Origin of the sequence: Actinomyces oris, assembly GCF_001553935.1 — a bacterium.
GTDB classification, from domain to species: Bacteria; Actinomycetota; Actinomycetes; order Actinomycetales; family Actinomycetaceae; genus Actinomyces; species Actinomyces oris_A.
Genome location: NZ_CP014232.1, coordinates 2,769,525 through 2,786,170 on the forward strand (window position 1 = coordinate 2,769,525; position 16,646 = coordinate 2,786,170).

At 67.3% G+C, this 16,646-nt stretch carries 15 protein-coding genes and 1 tRNA gene; 8 read left to right on the forward strand and 8 right to left on the reverse strand.

Annotation, left to right across the window (positions count from 1 at the left end; genetic code table 11):
- Positions 1-3 precede the first annotated feature (3 nt).
- The 7 genes from AXE84_RS11145 to gndA form a co-directional block, all read right to left on the reverse strand.
- Positions 4-963 carry an aldo/keto reductase gene (locus tag AXE84_RS11145; protein WP_060957923.1) on the reverse strand — a complete coding sequence of 320 codons (960 nt, stop codon included), beginning with the start codon at positions 961-963 and terminating at the stop codon, positions 4-6.
- Positions 964-1,124: 161 nt separating this feature from the next.
- Positions 1,125-1,697, reverse strand: coding sequence for a MerR family transcriptional regulator (locus tag AXE84_RS11150; protein WP_370538944.1), 573 nt, complete (start codon positions 1,695-1,697; stop codon positions 1,125-1,127).
- Positions 1,698-1,969: 272 nt separating this feature from the next.
- Positions 1,970-2,446 carry a hypothetical protein gene (locus tag AXE84_RS11155; protein ID WP_010615196.1) on the reverse strand — a complete coding sequence of 159 codons (477 nt, stop codon included), beginning with the start codon at positions 2,444-2,446 and terminating at the stop codon, positions 1,970-1,972.
- A 128-nt stretch (positions 2,447-2,574) separates the two neighbouring features.
- Positions 2,575-3,339 (reverse strand): MerR family transcriptional regulator, encoded by a 765-nt coding sequence (locus AXE84_RS11160; RefSeq protein ID WP_176713536.1) that lies wholly within the window; start codon positions 3,337-3,339, stop codon positions 2,575-2,577.
- Positions 3,336-3,788: an FHA domain-containing protein gene (locus tag AXE84_RS11165; protein WP_010615194.1), complete on the reverse strand. Its 453-nt coding sequence runs from the start codon at positions 3,786-3,788 to the stop codon at positions 3,336-3,338. Before AXE84_RS11165 ends, AXE84_RS11160 begins: the two co-directional genes overlap by 4 nt.
- A gap of 257 nt (positions 3,789-4,045) precedes the next feature.
- Positions 4,046-6,739 carry an aminopeptidase N gene (gene pepN / locus AXE84_RS11170; RefSeq protein WP_060957925.1) on the reverse strand — a complete coding sequence of 898 codons (2,694 nt, stop codon included), beginning with the start codon at positions 6,737-6,739 and terminating at the stop codon, positions 4,046-4,048.
- A gap of 81 nt (positions 6,740-6,820) precedes the next feature.
- On the reverse strand, positions 6,821-8,296 hold the full coding sequence (gene gndA, locus AXE84_RS11175) for an NADP-dependent phosphogluconate dehydrogenase (protein ID WP_060957926.1): 1,476 nt from the start codon (positions 8,294-8,296) through the stop codon (positions 6,821-6,823).
- Positions 8,297-8,721: 425 nt separating this feature from the next.
- On the opposite strand from gndA, the gene zwf reads away from it, so the two are divergent.
- From zwf to AXE84_RS11215, 8 genes are all read left to right on the forward strand, one after another.
- Positions 8,722-10,305, forward strand: a complete 1,584-nt coding sequence (zwf, locus tag AXE84_RS11180; protein WP_060957927.1) for a glucose-6-phosphate dehydrogenase — start codon at positions 8,722-8,724, stop codon at positions 10,303-10,305.
- Complete coding sequence (locus AXE84_RS11185; protein ID WP_060957928.1) at positions 10,302-11,273, forward strand: glucose-6-phosphate dehydrogenase assembly protein OpcA; 972 nt, start codon at positions 10,302-10,304, stop codon at positions 11,271-11,273. Before zwf ends, AXE84_RS11185 begins: the two co-directional genes overlap by 4 nt.
- Positions 11,266-12,060 carry a 6-phosphogluconolactonase gene (gene pgl, locus AXE84_RS11190; RefSeq protein WP_081093164.1) on the forward strand — a complete coding sequence of 265 codons (795 nt, stop codon included), beginning with the start codon at positions 11,266-11,268 and terminating at the stop codon, positions 12,058-12,060. Before AXE84_RS11185 ends, pgl begins: the two co-directional genes overlap by 8 nt.
- Before the next feature lie 82 nt (positions 12,061-12,142).
- Positions 12,143-13,204 (forward strand): HNH endonuclease family protein, encoded by a 1,062-nt coding sequence (locus AXE84_RS11195; protein WP_060957929.1) that lies wholly within the window; start codon positions 12,143-12,145, stop codon positions 13,202-13,204.
- Between the two features lie 22 nt (positions 13,205-13,226).
- Positions 13,227-13,664, forward strand: a complete 438-nt coding sequence (locus AXE84_RS11200) for an RNA-binding S4 domain-containing protein (RefSeq protein WP_060957930.1) — start codon at positions 13,227-13,229, stop codon at positions 13,662-13,664.
- Between the two features lie 100 nt (positions 13,665-13,764).
- Positions 13,765-13,841, forward strand: a tRNA-Pro gene (locus AXE84_RS11205).
- 473 nt (positions 13,842-14,314) lie between these two features.
- Positions 14,315-15,274 (forward strand): CAP domain-containing protein, encoded by a 960-nt coding sequence (locus AXE84_RS11210; protein WP_060957931.1) that lies wholly within the window; start codon positions 14,315-14,317, stop codon positions 15,272-15,274.
- 144 nt (positions 15,275-15,418) lie between these two features.
- Positions 15,419-16,288: an HAD family hydrolase gene (locus AXE84_RS11215; RefSeq protein WP_060957932.1), complete on the forward strand. Its 870-nt coding sequence runs from the start codon at positions 15,419-15,421 to the stop codon at positions 16,286-16,288.
- A 61-nt stretch (positions 16,289-16,349) separates the two neighbouring features.
- Here the strand turns inward: AXE84_RS11215 and AXE84_RS11220 are convergent, their stop codons facing one another.
- Positions 16,350-16,646: a rhodanese-like domain-containing protein gene (locus AXE84_RS11220; RefSeq protein WP_029316695.1), complete on the reverse strand. Its 297-nt coding sequence runs from the start codon at positions 16,644-16,646 to the stop codon at positions 16,350-16,352.

The window sequence follows — 16,646 nt, forward strand, 5'->3', positions numbered from 1 at the left end:
GGATCAAGAGCGCGCGGCGTCGGAGACTCGGGTGAGATCCCGGGTCTCCTCGTCGCTGATCTCGAGGCTCAGTGCCTCCACGATCGGCCGCAGCTGACTCAAGTTGCGCGCCGAGGCCAAGGGAGCGGTGACGCCGGGCCGATCGCGCAGCCAGGCCAGTGCCACGGCTGCCGGCTCCACCCCGTGATCCGAGGCAACCCTGACGACGGCCTCGACGACGTCATAGCACTCCGGCCGCTGGTAGTCGGCAACCATTCCAGCCCTCTCACCACTGATCGGCTCGCCTCGGCGATACTTCCCCGTGAGGAAACCGGCGGCCAGGGCGAAGTAGGGCACGAGTCCCATACCGAGCTCGGCCGCCACCTGACCCCTGGCACCCGAGCCTTCAACGTCGTCACGGTGGAGAAGGTTGTAGTGGGGCTGAAGGACAACGGGCCGTGCATACCCGTGAGCGTCGGCGATGGCGAACCACTGTCGGATGCGCTCGGGCGTGTAGTTGGACAGGCCCACGTGCCGGATCCTGCCGGCGAGGCGGGCCTCTTCAAAGGCGCCGACGGTCTCCTCCAGCGGAGTGGACTCATCGTCGAAGTGGGCGTAGTAGATATCAATGACGTCGGTGCGCAGCCGCGACAGCGACTCCTCCAGCGCCCGGCGGATGTTATCGGCGCTCAGGCCGGAACGGTCTGGCTTGGTGGAGACCTTCGTGGCCAGAACCACGCGCTCACGGACAGGACGTGAGGCGAGCCAGGCGCCGATCACGGTCTCCGACTCCCCTCCTGAGTTCCCCGGAGCCCAGTAGGAGTATCCATCAGCAGTGTCGATGAGGTTCCCGCCGCCGTCCAGGTAGGCGTCCAGCACCTCGAAGGAGGTCGCCTCATCGGCCGTCCAGCCGAAGACGTTGCCTCCCAGCCCAATGGGGCTGATCCTCAGGTCGGCCAGGGTACGGGTAGGAGCTCCAGTCATCTTGCCTCCTGGTGCGAGAGCGCCGCCGGAAGCTGCACCGCAGCGACACACGCCTTGTCATGAATCGGATCGACTCGGCCAGAATACGTTGAAGGCTGGAACCGTCACCACGGTTCCAGCCTCAGCGAACAGGCGTTCTGATGATGTGCGCCTCGCAGTGCTCAGATGGCCTGCTGCCGCTTGGCGGCGCGACGCTTGGCCAGCTCGTCCTCAACCAGAGGAGTTCCGAGGGCCTGAGCGTGATCGACGGGGAGGTCCGCCAGCGCTCCCTCGACCTCGTGCCACACCCGCCCCACGGCGATGCCGAAGACGCCCTGGCCGCCGGCGACCAGGTCGACGACCTCGTCAGCCGAGGTGCACTCGTAGACCGAGGCGCCGTCACTCATGAGGGTGATGGAGGCCAGGTCCTCGACACCGCGGGAGTGCAGGGCGCTGACGGCCGTGCGGATCTGCTGGAGCGAGACCCCAGTGTCCAGGAGGCGCTTGACGACCTTGAGAACCAGGATGTCGCGGAAGGAGTAGAGCCGCTGGGAGCCCGATCCCTTAGCGCTTCGAATCGACGGCTCAACCAACCCGGTACGCGCCCAGTAGTCGAGCTGGCGATACGTGATGCCGGCGGCTCGGCAGGCCACCGGTCCGCGGTAGCCAGAATCGGCATCGAGCTGGGGCAGCGGGTCGCCGAACAGCATGCCCTGAGTACGCTGAGGCCTTGCTATCGCACTGGCTTCATTCATGCTCACGACCTGCTCCTGTCGCCGGAAGAACACGCACCCGTAACTGGTGCGGCGGCCCGCCTCGTGCGGCCACGGCTCCACGATAGGGCCACTTGAGGCGATGCTCAACGAAGGGCACGCCCCATCTCAGTGTGCCGTCAGGCATGAATCTCTAGCTGAGGTCAACAGTCTTCATCCCAGTGTCGACTATTCCCTGCGATGAAGCCAGTTCTCTGCCAGCACTGCACCAACAGCAAGTGACGTAGATTACAACATGAGTCACACGAGTCACATCAGTCCCGCGTGTCGTCGTCATCCAGTCGATCGGTCTGCGACAACATGTGCTGCCACTTCTCCAGCCTCTCCGCTCCCTGGTCATCACTGAGGTCCACGGACCTCAGACGCGTCAGCGAGCTGCTGGCGTGCACCGGGAACCGGTGGTATCCGCTCAGGAGCAGTCCCTCTCCGGGAGTGCAGGCGACCCTCGTCAACCGACTCGTGCAGGCAGGAGTCTCCACGACGAGCCTGGCAACGATGCGTGCGTCATCATCGACGTCAAGCTCAGTGCACCCGATGCGACCGCCCAGCGCCTCGACGACGTCATCAAGAAGCCTGGGCCACGAGGGTGAGCGGTGCGAGCCATGAGCCTGAAGCACCAGCCCCTCGTGCGCCGTCACCGGAATGGCCAGCATCGCCGGCCCGCCGTCCTCCACGAGGACGGCGACCAGGCCGTCATCAGGATCAGTGGATCTGACACCCACCAATTGCATCAAGGGCACGTTCCAACCCTACGGGAGGTAGTCAGCCCTGTCCCGGGAACACGCAACCGATGCACGTTGACCTTCGTCGACGCACCCGGCCTGGCCAGGTGGCCACCCATCGGTCGTGCACGCCGCCTTCAGCCCAGAGCCTCAACGGCGCGACGCAGCAGAATCGTGTGCAGGTCCGCGACGAGCTCGGCCAGCTCCCGGGCCGTCTCCTCACCGGCGCTGCGCGACCGCGACCGACGCGGAGCCACTGCCTGGTCGATCGTATCCGCCTCCCGCTCGGCTGAGGCGCGTACTGCGCGCAGGTTGCGCAGAGGCACTCCCTTGCGGGTGATCTCCATGGCCAGGCGCACGGTCCTGAGGTTCTGCTGGCTATAACGCCCACGCACATCGGGACTGATGAGTCCGACGGCGACGAGCTCCTCAATCTGAGACTCGCTGGCACCAGAGTGGGCCAGGAGTGCCTCCAGATCCATGGGACCGTCGTCGACGATCTGTCCGTCTCGGGCAACCACCCTGGCCACGGGCTGTGGAGCGGGGGCCTCGACGTCAGCATCCAGCCGCGCCAGACGGTCACGGATGACGTGCAACGGGAGGTACTCGTCGCGCTGCACCGCCAAGGCATAACGCAGACGCTCCAGGTCCGCCTGCGAGTAGCGACGGTACCCGTTACCGACACGGTGAGGACTGATGAGCCCCTCACCCTCGAGATAACGAACCTTGGAGATCGACAGGGCAGGGAACTCCACCTTGAGGAGATCCACCACCTGCCCGATCTTCATCACAGGCTCTCGAGAGATGCCGCGGGGCCAGGTCTCGCCTGCCGGGCACTCAGAGGCCTCAAGCAAGGAGGAGGGGGCGTCTCTCTTCTTGCTTCGTGCGGTTGCAGCGCTCACCGAGACGCGGCTCCGCTCTGGGGGCCGGGGTGGTAGGTCATCCGGTACTTGCCGATCTGGACCTCATCACCGGAGCGAAGAGCCACCTGCTCAACGCGCGTGCGATTGACGTATGTCCCGTTGAGCGAACCGGAGTCACGCACGCCGTACCCGCCATCGGGCAGAGACGAGAAGACCGCGTGCTTCCTGGAGACGGTGACGTCGTCGAGGAAGATGTCGGCACGGGGGTGGCGCCCCACGGTGGTCTCCTCAGCATCCAGGAGGAACCGCGCACCAGTGGTCGGTCCGTGGTGGACGAGGAGAAGCGCCGTTCCCGACGGCAGGGCAGCGATTGCAGCGGCGTCCTGCTGACTCAGTCCCACCACCGGGGAGTCCACTGAGCTGGCGACGTCGACGACCCCGAAGGTCTGTGTGGAGGAGGGATCCTGCTCGATCGGACTGCTCGACATTATTCCTGCCCCTCGGTTCGTTGCGGCGCCCGGTGCGCCGCCTCAGGGACCACCATACCGTTCGTTGCAGCGCCGTCGAGTCAACACCACGACGCGACCACTCATGATTGGCCACGAGCCTACCGGCTGCAGGTTCACAGCAATGCCCTCGAGAAGACCGGGAGCACCACTTGAGGGTCTCAATAAGGTCACGGCTCCGCATTGATGTTGGTCAGGCTAGGACAAAGGTCTCACAGGCACGGAGATGGTCTGAGCCCTCAGAGATCCTCTGAACCAGTGCGTCGAGCGGTCAGAGCACGCCGCAGGTCGTCAAGACTCTTGAGGACGAGCCGGCGCAGAGCCGACGGCGCCTCGGGGTGCGTCGCGAGCCAGTCCTCGACCGCCTGGACGTCCGCCTCGTCCCCGCAGGCGGGGAAGAGCCCGACGACTAACCGGGTGGCGATCTCCTGGCCGCGCGCACCCCACAGCCCTTGGAGCTCCTGGAGGTAGCGGCGGGTGAATGCCCCGGTCAGCTCCCGGTGGGCGTCGACGGCGAAACCCGCCACGAGGGCGTCGATGTGGTCGTTGCTCAAAGCGGTGTCGCCCAGGAGCCTGTCGAAGACCTCGGCCTTAAGGTCCTGGCGGGGCATCGAGCTGGAGGCCTGCAGGTGATGGGTGATGCCGCTGGCCGTCGGGTCCGCCTTCCGCTGCGCCTCGAGCTCGTCGGCACTGACGGCATCCAGTTGCGCCAAGGCGGTCAGGGCCCGCCATCGCATGTCGGCGTCCAGCTCCAGTCCGGGAAGAGCCCCGTCCAGTATCTCCCGTGCACGAGCAGCCGCCTGAGCGCTGCCCGCCTCACCGAGCAGCCGCGCCTGCCCTGCAGCCTCCAGCCAGGCACGGGCCCGGACGATCTGGGCGTCGGAGCCCGGCGCGGCAGCGCGGAGCCTGCCCCACCCGCCGTGCAGGAAAGCCGGGTCCGTCATCTTCGAGGGCTCGGTCGAGTCATCGGCCACGAGGCGCTCCAGAAGCGCGCGCCGCGTGTGCGGGCCGACATACCTGCTCGTGACTCGTAGCGCCTGGTTCAGCAGGACGGTCAGGGTGCTCGGCTCGGTGTCGTCGTCGGCGTGCGCCAGGACGGCCTGAACGAACAGCGCCGCATCGATGCGAGCGTCACGCACCAGGTTGTGCAGCATCGACCAGGTCAAGGACCGCGCCATGGGATCGCGCAGGGCTCCGAGCGAAGCGGCCAGACAGGACAGCGAGGTGTCGTCGGGCCGCACGACGGCGTAGGTGAGGTCCTCGTCGTTGACGATGACGAGATCGGGAGCGGGCAGTCCCACGGCCTCGACGATGTCGAGCTGCTCGGCCTCCAGGACCACCGGCAGCCGGTGGGTGCGTACCAGCGCCCCATCCCCGTCGAAGGAGTACAAACCGACCACGAGCGTGTGCGGACGCAGGACGCTCTGCCCGGTCACCGGGTCGATCCCCTCCTGCTGCAGGGTCAGGGAGGCGATCCGTCCCTCATGAACGGCCAGCTCGTCGGTGATGACCGAGGGGCCTGCGGTGTGGAGCCAGGCGCGGGCCCAGTCGTGCATGTCACGGCCCGAGACCTGGGAGAGCACGCCCAGGAAGTCGTCCAGGCATGCGTTGCCGTAGGCCCTGCGCTCGAAGAGGAGCCCCGCGGCCTTGAAGAAGGCCTCCTGGCCGACATGGGCGACGAGCTGCTTAAGGACGGCGGCGCCCTTGGCGTAGGTGATGCCGTCGAAGGCCTGCCGGGCGGCCTCGACGTCGTCGACCTGCGCGACGATGGGGTGGGTGGTGGCCGGCCGGGAGTCCTCCAGGTAGGCCCAGGCCTTACGAGTGGAGGCGAAGCTCACCCAGGCCTCGGTGTAGCCGGCCGCTTCGGCCTCGGCCCAGGTGCCCTGATGATCGGCGAAGGACTCCTTGAGCCAGGTGTCCTCCCACCACATGGGGGTCACGAGGTCACCGAACCACATATGACACATCTCGTGGAGGATCGTGTTGGCGCGTCCGGCCCTCTGGGAGCGGGTGACCGGTCCCCTGAAGAGGTAGAGCTCCTCGTTGAAGGTGACGCAGCCCGGGTTCTCCATAGCTCCGAGGTTGTACTCGGGGACGAGAACGCTGTCGTAGGAGTCCCAGGGGAAGCCGTAGGCGTAGGCCCGGTCGTAGAGGTCCAGGCCGGCGCGGGTCAGGTCGAGGAGCTCGGCGGCATCGAGGTGCTCAGCCAGGCTGGCGCGGCAGGACCAGGACAGCGGGACCGTCAGGCCCGGCCGACTCGGGGACGTCCATTGCCCGGTCACTCGGTGCCAGGGGCCGGCCGCCAGTGCGGTGAGGTAACTGGGCAGGGGCCTGGAGGCGGCGAAGGACGTCGTCTCACAGCCGGAGTCGGTGCCGACCGAGACACTCGAGCTGCCCGCCGTCGGTCGCGCGTTGGACATGACCGTCCAGCCGCGGGGGTGCCTGACCTCCAGCGAGAAGCGGGTCTTGATGTCCGGCTGTTCCATGACCGGCCAGGCCCGGCGCGCGTCGGAGGGCTCGAAGTGGGTGTAGAGGTAGGTGGCGCCATCGACCGGGTCGTGGAAGCGGTGCAGCCCCTGACCCGAGTTGGAGTAGAGGCCGCGCGCCGCGATTTCCACCGTGTGCTCGCCCGGGTCGAGGACGGGCAGCTCGATACGGGCCCCGTCCCAGGTCACCGGGGCGGGTTGCCCGTCGATGCTGAGGGAGTCGACCGTCTGCCCCACGAAGTCCACCCAGAGTCCTTCGGCGCGTTGCCTGATGTCCAGCCCCATCAGGCAACGCACGCTGAAGGCGGCCTCGTGGCGGTCGATGGCCCCGGTGACATCGACAGCCACGTGGGCAGAGGGCACCTGGCACACGGAGGATCGCCAGGCGGCCTCCTCGTGACGCAGGTTCGTGGGGCTGTCGGAGCGGGCGGGCGCGGTGGTCGTCATGCGGCAAAATCTAGCGGCATGCGGTCGCGGCCGAGACCTCAGCGAGCCTGGTACGAGGTGGGTACCAGGCCTCGCCAAACCTCAGTCCCACTTTTCCTCGGTGCGCTCGGGCGTGGCCCACAGGGTGTGGTAGACGCCCTCGACGTCATCGGTGCGGTGGTAGGTGTGCGAGCCGAAGAAGTCTCGCTGCCCCTGGATGAGGGCGGCCGGTAGGCGCCGGGAGCGCAGCTGGTCGACGTAGGCCAGGGAGGAGGCGAAGGCCGGGGCGGGGACGCCGGTGGTGGCGGAGGTGGCCACGACCTGGCGCCAGGCGGGCAGAACCTTCGCCAGGGAGGAGGCGAAGACCGGCGCCGTGAGCAGACTGGCCAGAGAGGGGTTCTCGGCGTAAGCACGGGTGATGTCGTCCAGGAAGCGGGCTCGGATGATGCAGCCGCCTCGCCAGATACGGGCCATGGCGCCCAGGTCGATTTTCCAGTCGAACTGCTTGGAGGCGGTGGCGATCTCATCGAAGCCCTGGGCGTAGGCCGCGATCTTGGAGCCGTAGAGGGCCTGCTTGACGGCATCGACGAAGGCGCGTCGCTCCTCGGGGTCGGTCAGGGCCGTCTGTGTGGTTCCTGCAGCAATATCAGCGGCCTGGACCGCGGCCCGCGCCGCGCTGGAGGAGGAGACCGCTCGCGCGAAGGTGGCCTCGGCGATGGCGGGCACGGCCACTCCCAGCTCGAGGGCCGTTTGGGTGGTCCACACGCCGGTGCCCTTCTGGCCGGCCGCGTCGACGACGACATCGACGAAGGCCTCACCGGTGGCCGCATCGGTGTGGGACAGGACCTCGGTGGTGATGTCGATGAGGTAGGAGTCGAGCTCGGAGTCCTTCCAGGAGCGGAAGACCTCGGCGATCTCGGGAACCGTGAACCCGCCGACGTGGCGCAGCAGGTCGTACGCCTCGGCGATGAGCTGCATGTCGGCGTACTCGATGCCGTTGTGGACCATCTTGACGAAGTGGCCGGCGCCGTCGGGACCGACGTGGGTGCAGCACGGCGTGCCGTCCACGTGGGCGGAGATGGATTCCAGCATCGGCCCTAGGCGGTCGTAGGACTCGGCGGTGCCGCCGGGCATGATCGAGGGGCCGTTGAGTGCCCCTTCCTCGCCTCCGGAGACCCCCATGCCCACAAAGTGCAGCCCGCGCTCACGCAGGGAGACCTCGCGGCGCCGGGTGTCGGTGTAGAGCGTGTTGCCGGCATCGACGATGATGTCACCGGGCTCCATGAGGGCAGCGAGCTCCTCGATGACCGCCTCGGTGGCCGCTCCGGCCTGAACCATGATGATGGCCACGCGCGGCGTGCGCAGCGAGGCCACAAAGTCCTTCAGGTCGGCTGCGGGCACGAAGTCACCTTCGGAGCCGTAGCGTTCGATGAGCCTCTCGGTGCGGGCCAGCGTGCGGTTGAAGACGGCGACCGCGTGGCCATGACGAGCCAGGTTGCGGGCCAGGTTCGCCCCCATCACCCCCAGCCCGAAGACACCGAGGTCGGCTGTGGCCGGTGCGGGGGTGAAGCTGGTCATGAAAGTCCTTTCCTGTGCCGCAGCCCCTGATGACAGCGCTGCGATTCCAAGCCTTGGTGGCGGACGACACTGGCTGCGCTCTACGAGACCGCAACAGCGTGTCGGTCTTCCGGTTCACCATGCCGATGAGTGCCCACCGGCACCTGTCATCCTCGACGACCCTACCGCGTCGGGGCCTCGCGCACGAGGAGCGTCCGTGGTTCAGACGTCCCCCGAAAGACGTGCGACGGCTCACGGTAGGCCTGTCCCTGCCGGGTGCGCTGCTCCCCGGGGCGCTACAGTGACGTGTGCGGCCAGCACGGCTCCTCGAGCCGGTGCGGCAGCCCCGACCGGACACGTCACCGTCTTAGTCAGATCGCCGCAGTGCGCCGACGGCCCGCTGGTGACGCTTAGTCCGCTGTTCGTCGATCCTCAGAAAGGCTGACGTGTCCAGCTCCGATTCTGCGACTCCGTTCCCGTCGTCGAGACCCACGCGGGCGGCCAACCCGCTTCTCGACGCCCGCGATCTTCGCCTTCCGCGTATCGCGGACCCCTGCGTCCTAGTGATGTTCGGCATCACTGGTGATCTGGCTCGTCACAAGCTCCTGCCCGCGATCTACGACCTGGCCAACCGGGGCCTGCTCTCACCCAGCTTCTCCCTGGTGGGGGTCGGCCGGCGCTCCTGGTCCGACGACGACCTGCGCGCCTACGTGGAGAAGTCGGCTCGGGAGGGCGCCCGCACCCCGTGGCGTCCCGCCATCTGGGAGCAGCTGGCAGCGGGGATGCGCTTCGTGGAGTTCGCCTCCTTCGAGGACGACGCCGCCTACGACCGGCTCACGGCCGTGGTGGATGACCTGGACGCCACCCGGGGCACGCGCGGCAACCGCGCCTTCTACCTGTCGATCCCCCCGGGATGGTTCCCGGCCGTGACTGAGCGGATAGCCCGCTCCGGGCTCGTGGAGGAGTCGCCCGAGGCCTGGCGCCGCGTGGTCATTGAGAAGCCCTTCGGGCACGACCGCGCCAGCGCCCGAGAGCTCGATGACCTTGTGGGACGCATCGTGCGTCCCGACGACGTCTTCAGAGTCGACCACTACCTGGGCAAGGAGACGGTGCAGAACATCCTGGCGCTGCGGTTCGCCAACACGATGTTCGAGCCGCTGTGGAACCAGCGCTACGTCGACCACGTCCAGATCACGATGGCCGAGGACATCGGTATCGGAACCCGGGCCGGCTACTACGACACCATCGGCTCGGCGCGCGACGTCATTCAGAACCACCTGCTCCAGCTCCTGGCGCTGACCGCGATGGAGGAGCCCACCAGCATGGAGGCGGCCGCGGTGCGCCTGGAGAAGGAGAAGGTGCTCAACTGCGTGCGCCTGGAGCGCGATGGGGTGCTGGACCTGGACCTCACCACTGCCCGGGGCCGTTACGACGCCGGCTTCCAGGGAGGGCTGCCGGTGCGGGGCTACCTGGAGGAGGACGGCGTCGCCGCCGACTCCCGCACCGAGACCTTCGCTGCCCTGCGCCTGGAGATCGCCAACCGTCGCTGGGCCGGTGTGCCGTTCTACCTGCGTGCCGGTAAGCGCCTGACCCGCCGGGTCACTGAGGTCGCCGTCGTCTTCAAGCAGCCGCCGTTCCTGCCCTTTGAGTCGGCGGCCACCACGGCCGTGGGCGCCAACACCATCGTGCTGCGCATCCAGCCCGATGAGGGCATCACGCTACGGCTGGCCTCCAAGGTGCCCGGAACCCAGATGGAGCTGCGTGACGTCTCGATGGACTTCGGCTACGGAGCCACCTTCAACGAGGAGTCCCCGGAGGCCTACGAGCGCCTCATTCTCGACGCGCTTTTGGGTGATGCCCCATTGTTCCCCCACCAGCGTGAGGTCGACCTGTCCTGGCGCATCCTGGATCCTGTCATCGAGCACTGGGGCGCCGGTGGGAGTCCCGAGGGCTATCGCCCCGGCTCCTGGGGGCCGGCCAGTGCTCACGAACTCCTTGCCCGCGACGGCCGCACCTGGAGGCGCTCATGATTACCACACTGACCGCGACGACCACGTCCCGGATCGTCTCCCGGCTGGTGGAGCACGAGGGGACCTCCGGCTCCTCCCGGGTGCTGACACTCGTGATCTCCACCGACGAGAAGGGATTGGAGGATGCGCTGTGCGCCGCGCACGGTGCCAGCCGGGATCACCCCAGCCGCATCATCGCCGTCGTCAAACCGCCCGAGGAGGACACTTCCGGTCGCGCGACTCCGCGCAGCCGTGACGGACATGTCCCGGCCCAGGCCGGTGGGCACCTGGACGCTGAGATCCGTGTTGGTCACGACGCCGGTGCGGGTGAGACGCTGGTCCTGCGGCCCTGGGACGAGGCGGCTCTGCACACCGACACGCTGGTGGTGCCCTTTCTTCTGCCCGACGCCCCGGTAGTCGTGTGGTGGCCGACGACCGTCCCCAAGATCCCCTCACAGGATCCCTTGGGACGCCTGGGCTCCACACGCATCACCAACACTCCCGCGCAGGACTTCCCGGCCAGAGCGCTGCGGACGCTGGCACCGGTAAGCGCACGTGGCGACATCGACCTGGCCTGGACTCGCATCACCCTGTGGCGCGCCATGGTGGCCTCCACCCTGGACCCGCTGCTGCGTGCGGGCAGCCTGCGAGAGGTCGTGGTCGCCGGCGAGCCGAGGAACTCCTCGCTCTCCCTCATGATCGCGTGGTTGCGGCTTCGGCTGGACGTACCGGTCACGCGAGTCGATGAGGAGGGCTTCAAGGGCATCTCCTCCATCACCGCCAGAACCGACGACGGCGAGGTCATCATCGCCCGCCACGACCTGGAGCGGGTCACCATCACGCGCCCCGGCTCCCCGGAGCCCCAGGTGGTCACGATGGCCCGGCGCGAGCCGATCAGCACCCTCAATGAGGAGCTGCGCCGGCTCACCCCCGACCTCATCTACCAGGAGGTCCTGGCCACACTGCTCGAGGAGCCCGTCAATGACTGACAACCGCACGGCTGACGCCCAGGCGATCACTGAGATCCAGGCGGCGGCCTCCTCGGCTGCCAAGCCAGAGGTCATGGTGCTTCCCACCTTGAGCGACGCCGCACGCAGGGCCTGCCAGGACACCGTGCGGGTCCTGGCCGCGGCGGTGACGGATCGGGGCGTCGGCCACCTGGCGCTGACAGGCGGTTCCGGGGGGATGGCGCTGTCTGAGACCCTTGCGCCGCTCATCGCCGCCCAGCACGAGACGGTGCGCCGTGCCATCCACCTGTGGTTCGGCGACGAGCGCTTCGTGCCCGCCGGGGACCCGGAGCGTAACGATCTGCTGGCCACTCCTCTCATCGCCGCAGGCATCAGGGAGTCTCAGACACACCGGCTGGTCGCTCCGAACGAGGTCGGTGGCCTGGATGAGGCGACCGCCCGCATGGTCCACGAGCTCGAGTCGGCGGGTGTGGCCCACAGCGGCTTCGACGTCGTCCACGTGGGGCTGGGACCTGACGCACACGTCTGCTCCCTCTTCCCCGGGCACCCGGCTGCACTCGCGGTGGGAGTGCCCGCCGTAGCCGTGCGCAACTCACCCAAGCCGCCTCCCGAGCGCTACTCGCTGACCTTCGAGGCCTTGCAGCATGCCGGCCGAGTCATGGTGGTGGCCGGTGGTGAGGGCAAGGCCGAGGCGGTCCGCCTGGGGCTGGGTACTCCCGATGTGCTCAAGGCACCGGCCTCATGCTGCCGGGGAGAGCAGACCACCTGGTACCTGGATGAACCGGCCAACGCTCTGATGACTGATTGAGTCTGGTCCGCTCGACCTACCGGCGTACTGCGGTCCGACGAGTTCGAGGATTCGTGTCGTCGGGTGAGGCTACCGTTGTCCCATGAACGCTTCCGGTCGGCTCCTGGCGCGCCTGACGGTGCTCGGCGTGCTCGGTGCGTTCGGGATGACAGCAGGTCTTCCCGTTCACGCTGATGACGCCTCGCCGGAGTCCTCCCAGAAGTCCGCAGCCACGGAGCTCGCTGCTCTCCATGAGGCGCCCTGGGACCGCAGAGGAGACTTCATCCTGTCTGCGAGCGCCTCTCTTGAGGCGCTCGCAGAGCTGCCCGACGACGCTCCGGCCGCACGGTCCTGGGCCGAGGGAGGTTCCCGCACCGGCTGGTTCGGTGAAGCGTGGACCGACGTTGACGGTGACGGTTGCGACACTCGCAATGAGATCCTGGCTCGGGACCTGACGGACGCCGACTTCTCGCGTGCCGACGGCGTCCAGTCTCGTGAGGAGGGACGTGGCCGAGGTGCGGGCGTATGCCCGGACGCCACTGTCTGGGCAGGTGTCCTTCAAGATCCCTACACCGGCAGAAGAATCACCTTCACACGTGGTCAGGAGACCTCGGCGACTGTCCAGATCGACCATGTGGTGCCGCTGAACTACCTCTACGCCCACGGAGCCTGGCAGTGGGATGAGCGTACCCGACTGCTGGTGGCCAACGACCCGCTGAATCTCGTCGCCGTTGAAGGCGAGGCCAACCAGACCAAGGGTGCCTGCGGCCCGGCGAGCTGTCCCGTTGGTTCAACCGAGACCAGCAGCTGGCGGCCCACAGGCCCAGGGGGCTGGTGGCCGGCCAACACTTCCTACCGCTGCACCTATGCACGTCGCTTCGTATCAGTGGCCGCCGCCTACCGGCTTGGCCTGCCCCAGGCCGACAAGGCCGCACTGAGCACCACCTTGAGCAGCTGTCTCACAGGTGGCGACGGGACTGCATCCCTCCCCGAACGAGCCGCTCGTACCGCAAAGGAGGTCGGCTCCGTTGTGTGGCGCAGCCCCGGGTATGCCGCGCTGGCAGCGGTTGGCGCCCTGGTTCTGGGCTGCGGGCTCATCCTTCGGGGCAGACGCCGAGGGCGCGCATCCTCGCGGCGACGTCGCCGTTCTGCGTCCCGCCGCTGAGCCACTTGCTTAGGATGCCGTCATGGCAGCTCACCCTCGTTCCGCCCCCAGCGGCAACAGCACCCCAGGTGCTCCGACGTCGGCTCGTATCGACGTCTGGCTGTGGAGCGTGCGGCAGATCAAGTCCCGCTCGGCAGCGACGAGCGCCTGCAAGGCGGGGCACGTGCGCATCAACGGGGAGACCGCCAAGCCCGCCCAGCACGTCTCAGTGGGGGACGAGGTCCGCTACCGTATCGACGGGTTCGACCGCCTGCTGACCGTCACTCGGATCCTCACTAAGCGGGTGGGGGCACCCATCGCCCAGACCGCGTACATCGACTCCTCTCTCCCTCGCCCGTCTCCTCTGGACGCGCCGGCCGCCGTCATCCGAGATCGCGGGGCGGGCCGGCCTACGAAGAAGGAACGACGTCAGCTCGACGCCCTCATGGGAGGCGGGCGCCATCAGGATGACCGCTTCTGACACCCGAGGGTGAGCGGCCTCACCGCCAGTGGATTTCTGAAGGAGCCGTTCCATGGGTTAGGGTTCTGCTCGTTGCAAGCGACATTCTGCCGCGAGTCAACGGGCTGTGGCGCAGTTTGGTAGCGCACTTGACTGGGGGTCAAGGGGTCGTGGGTTCAAATCCCGCCAGCCCGACCAGGACAAAGGTCCGCACTCTCTCAAGGGAGTGCGGGCTTTTTTGTTGACAGCACTTCGGCGGCAGACGTTCATATTCCTCCGATGCCACCCTTATCAACACAAGTCACATTTGTACCCCACATAACAACCATTAGGTCTATTTAAATCGATGGGCTCTACAACAATCTACCGACCTTTAATCACGATCCAGTCAACGTTGCAATGACGGCGATCGCTCGACCTTCCCGCCACCTGCACCCAGTTTTCATTGGCATCTCAAGACGAAAGAACTACCCCTTGCAGTCGGTCACACGATTAAGCCCCGCGACGAATTCGGTCAGAAAAGTCACAACCGAATAACATGCATGGCTGACGCGACTGTGGTTGAGTGAACACCGACATCAAGGGTGTCTCACAGCATCCTGCGCATCGGCTCATCGTCGGTTGCGTAAATCAGACTGTGTTCTCACATTCCCGATCAGAGAGAACGACACATGAACATCAAGCGCGTCATCGCTGCAGCTGCGCTCACCGTCGTGCCGCTGACCGCCTCCTCGGCCGCACTGGCCGCTCCGGTCGCCCCTGAGGGTGCACCGGCAGCAGCCGCCGCGGTTCCCGCCCAGGTGACCTCGGAGGGGGCCCAGTACGCCAACACCGTCCTGAACAAGGTCAACGAGCTGCGCAGCAGCATGGGCCTTCAGCCCGTGACCCGGTACCAGGAGCTCGACGCCGTCGCACAGGACTGGTCCGAGCAGCAGGCCGCCGCCAACAACATGAGCCACCGCCCCGACTTCACGTCGGTCTACCCGCAGGGCTGGACCACAGGCTCTGAGAACGTGGCCTGGCGTACCTCGGGTGGCGACACCGGCGCACTGATCTTCGAGCAGTGGCGCAACTCCCCCGGCCACTACAAGAACATGACGGACCCGAACGTCAACTCCATCGGCATCGGATTCGCGCCGACCTCGGACGGCAAGTGGTACGCCACCCAGAACTTCGCCGCCTACAACGTCAGCAACTCGACGCTGACTCCGACGACCACGACGACCACCAACACCACGACGACGAAGAGCAACACCCCGCCGTCGACGACTGACACCCCACCGACGGGCACCACGGTCCCCAGCCCGACGCCGACCCCGGAGACCACTCCGTCGACGCCGACCACCTCGACGACTCCTCCGGCTCCGGTCGCTCCCCCGACCGCGCAGACCACCACCCCTTCGGCCACACCGACGCCGTCCGCTCCGGCCACCACGGTGACCACTGAGACCGTCACGACCACCGGCACCCCGGCCAAGCCGTCCGCGACTCCTGTCGTTGCGGCTCCTCGCACGACCCCGACGAAGCCCGCGCTGGCCACCACCGGTCCGAGCATCGCCGTTGCCGTCGTCGCCGCCGGCCTGCTCGGCTCCGGCGCCTTCCTCGTCATGCGTCGCCGCCAGGCCAGCTGACTGAGCTGAAGGCTCTCAGACCGCGAGCCGTAAACTCTGACGGGCGCCTGCTTGTCCACTGATCGGTGTGGACCAGCAGGCGCCCTTCTTCGTGCTCCTCGCGCCGTGCTGACGTAGAGGCGTCATCCTTGAGAGGATGACGCCGTGAAGCATCTTCCCCTCGAGCCCGAGCTCCTCGCAGCGTTGCCTGCGCAGATCGATCTCCGTCTTGTCGTCACCGACATGGATGGGACTCTCCTTGATGGTCAGGGGCGCGTTCCCGCCGGGCTGCTTGAGGCAGTTGAAGACATGCGAGCCGCCGGCATCGTCTTCACCCCCGCCTCGGGCAGGCAGCTGGCGAACCTGCGTGCGGTCCTGGGCTCCGCCGTCGAGGACTCACCACTGATCGCTGAGAACGGTTCCTTCGTCGTCCACGGCGGTGAGGAGGTCCACTCTGACACCATCAGCGCCCAGGATGCCGAGGCCGCCATCACCACGACCCGCAACCTGGTCGACTCCGGGTACGACGTCGGCGCGGTTGTGGCCTGCAAGCACTGCGCCTACATCGAGCGCTCCGATGCGGCCTTCCTGAAACAGGCCGGTTTGTACTACGAGGCGTTGGAGATCGTCGAGGATCTGACCGCCATCGCCCTGGATGAGGCGCTCAAGGTCGCGGTCTTCGACTTCGACGACGTCGAGAATGGGAGCTCTCAGGCACTGACCGCGGCGGTTCCCCACGTGCAGACCGTCGTCTCCGGGTTGCACTGGACGGACATGATGTCGGCGCAGGTCTCGAAGGGACGGGCCCTGGCGGCGCTTCAGGCCAGGCTCGGGGTCCTCCCGGAGCAGACTGCCGTCTTCGGCGACTACCTCAATGACCTGGATCTCTATGACCACGCGGATCTGGGCTTCGCCATGCGCAATGCCCACCCCGGCATCCATGCCGCGGCGACCTACACGGCGCCCGCCAATACCGAGGATGGTGTCCTGCGTACAGTCGAGGAGCTGCTCAGGCGCTGTCGGAGACAAGGCTGAGATACGCGGGACGGCCCCGAACCGGTCAGTCCGAGGCCGTCCAGAGAAGTCATCCGCCGATTTACTGGCCCAGCCACGCCTTCATGCCGCCGCTGACGTTGACCAGCTCACCGGTGTAGCCGGCAGCAGTCAGGGCCTTGACCGCCTTGGCGGAGCGCACTCCGCCGGCGCAGATGACCGCGGTGGGGCGGGCCGCATCGAGCTCGCCCATCCGGTCGGTCACCTCGCCCAGCGGGATGTTGACTGAGCCCGGGATCGCCGCGCGTTCGACCTCGTCGGGCTCACGCACGTCAAGGACCACCAGGTCCTCCCCCGCCTCGAGCCGCCGCCGCAGCTCATCGACATTGATTTCCTTCAT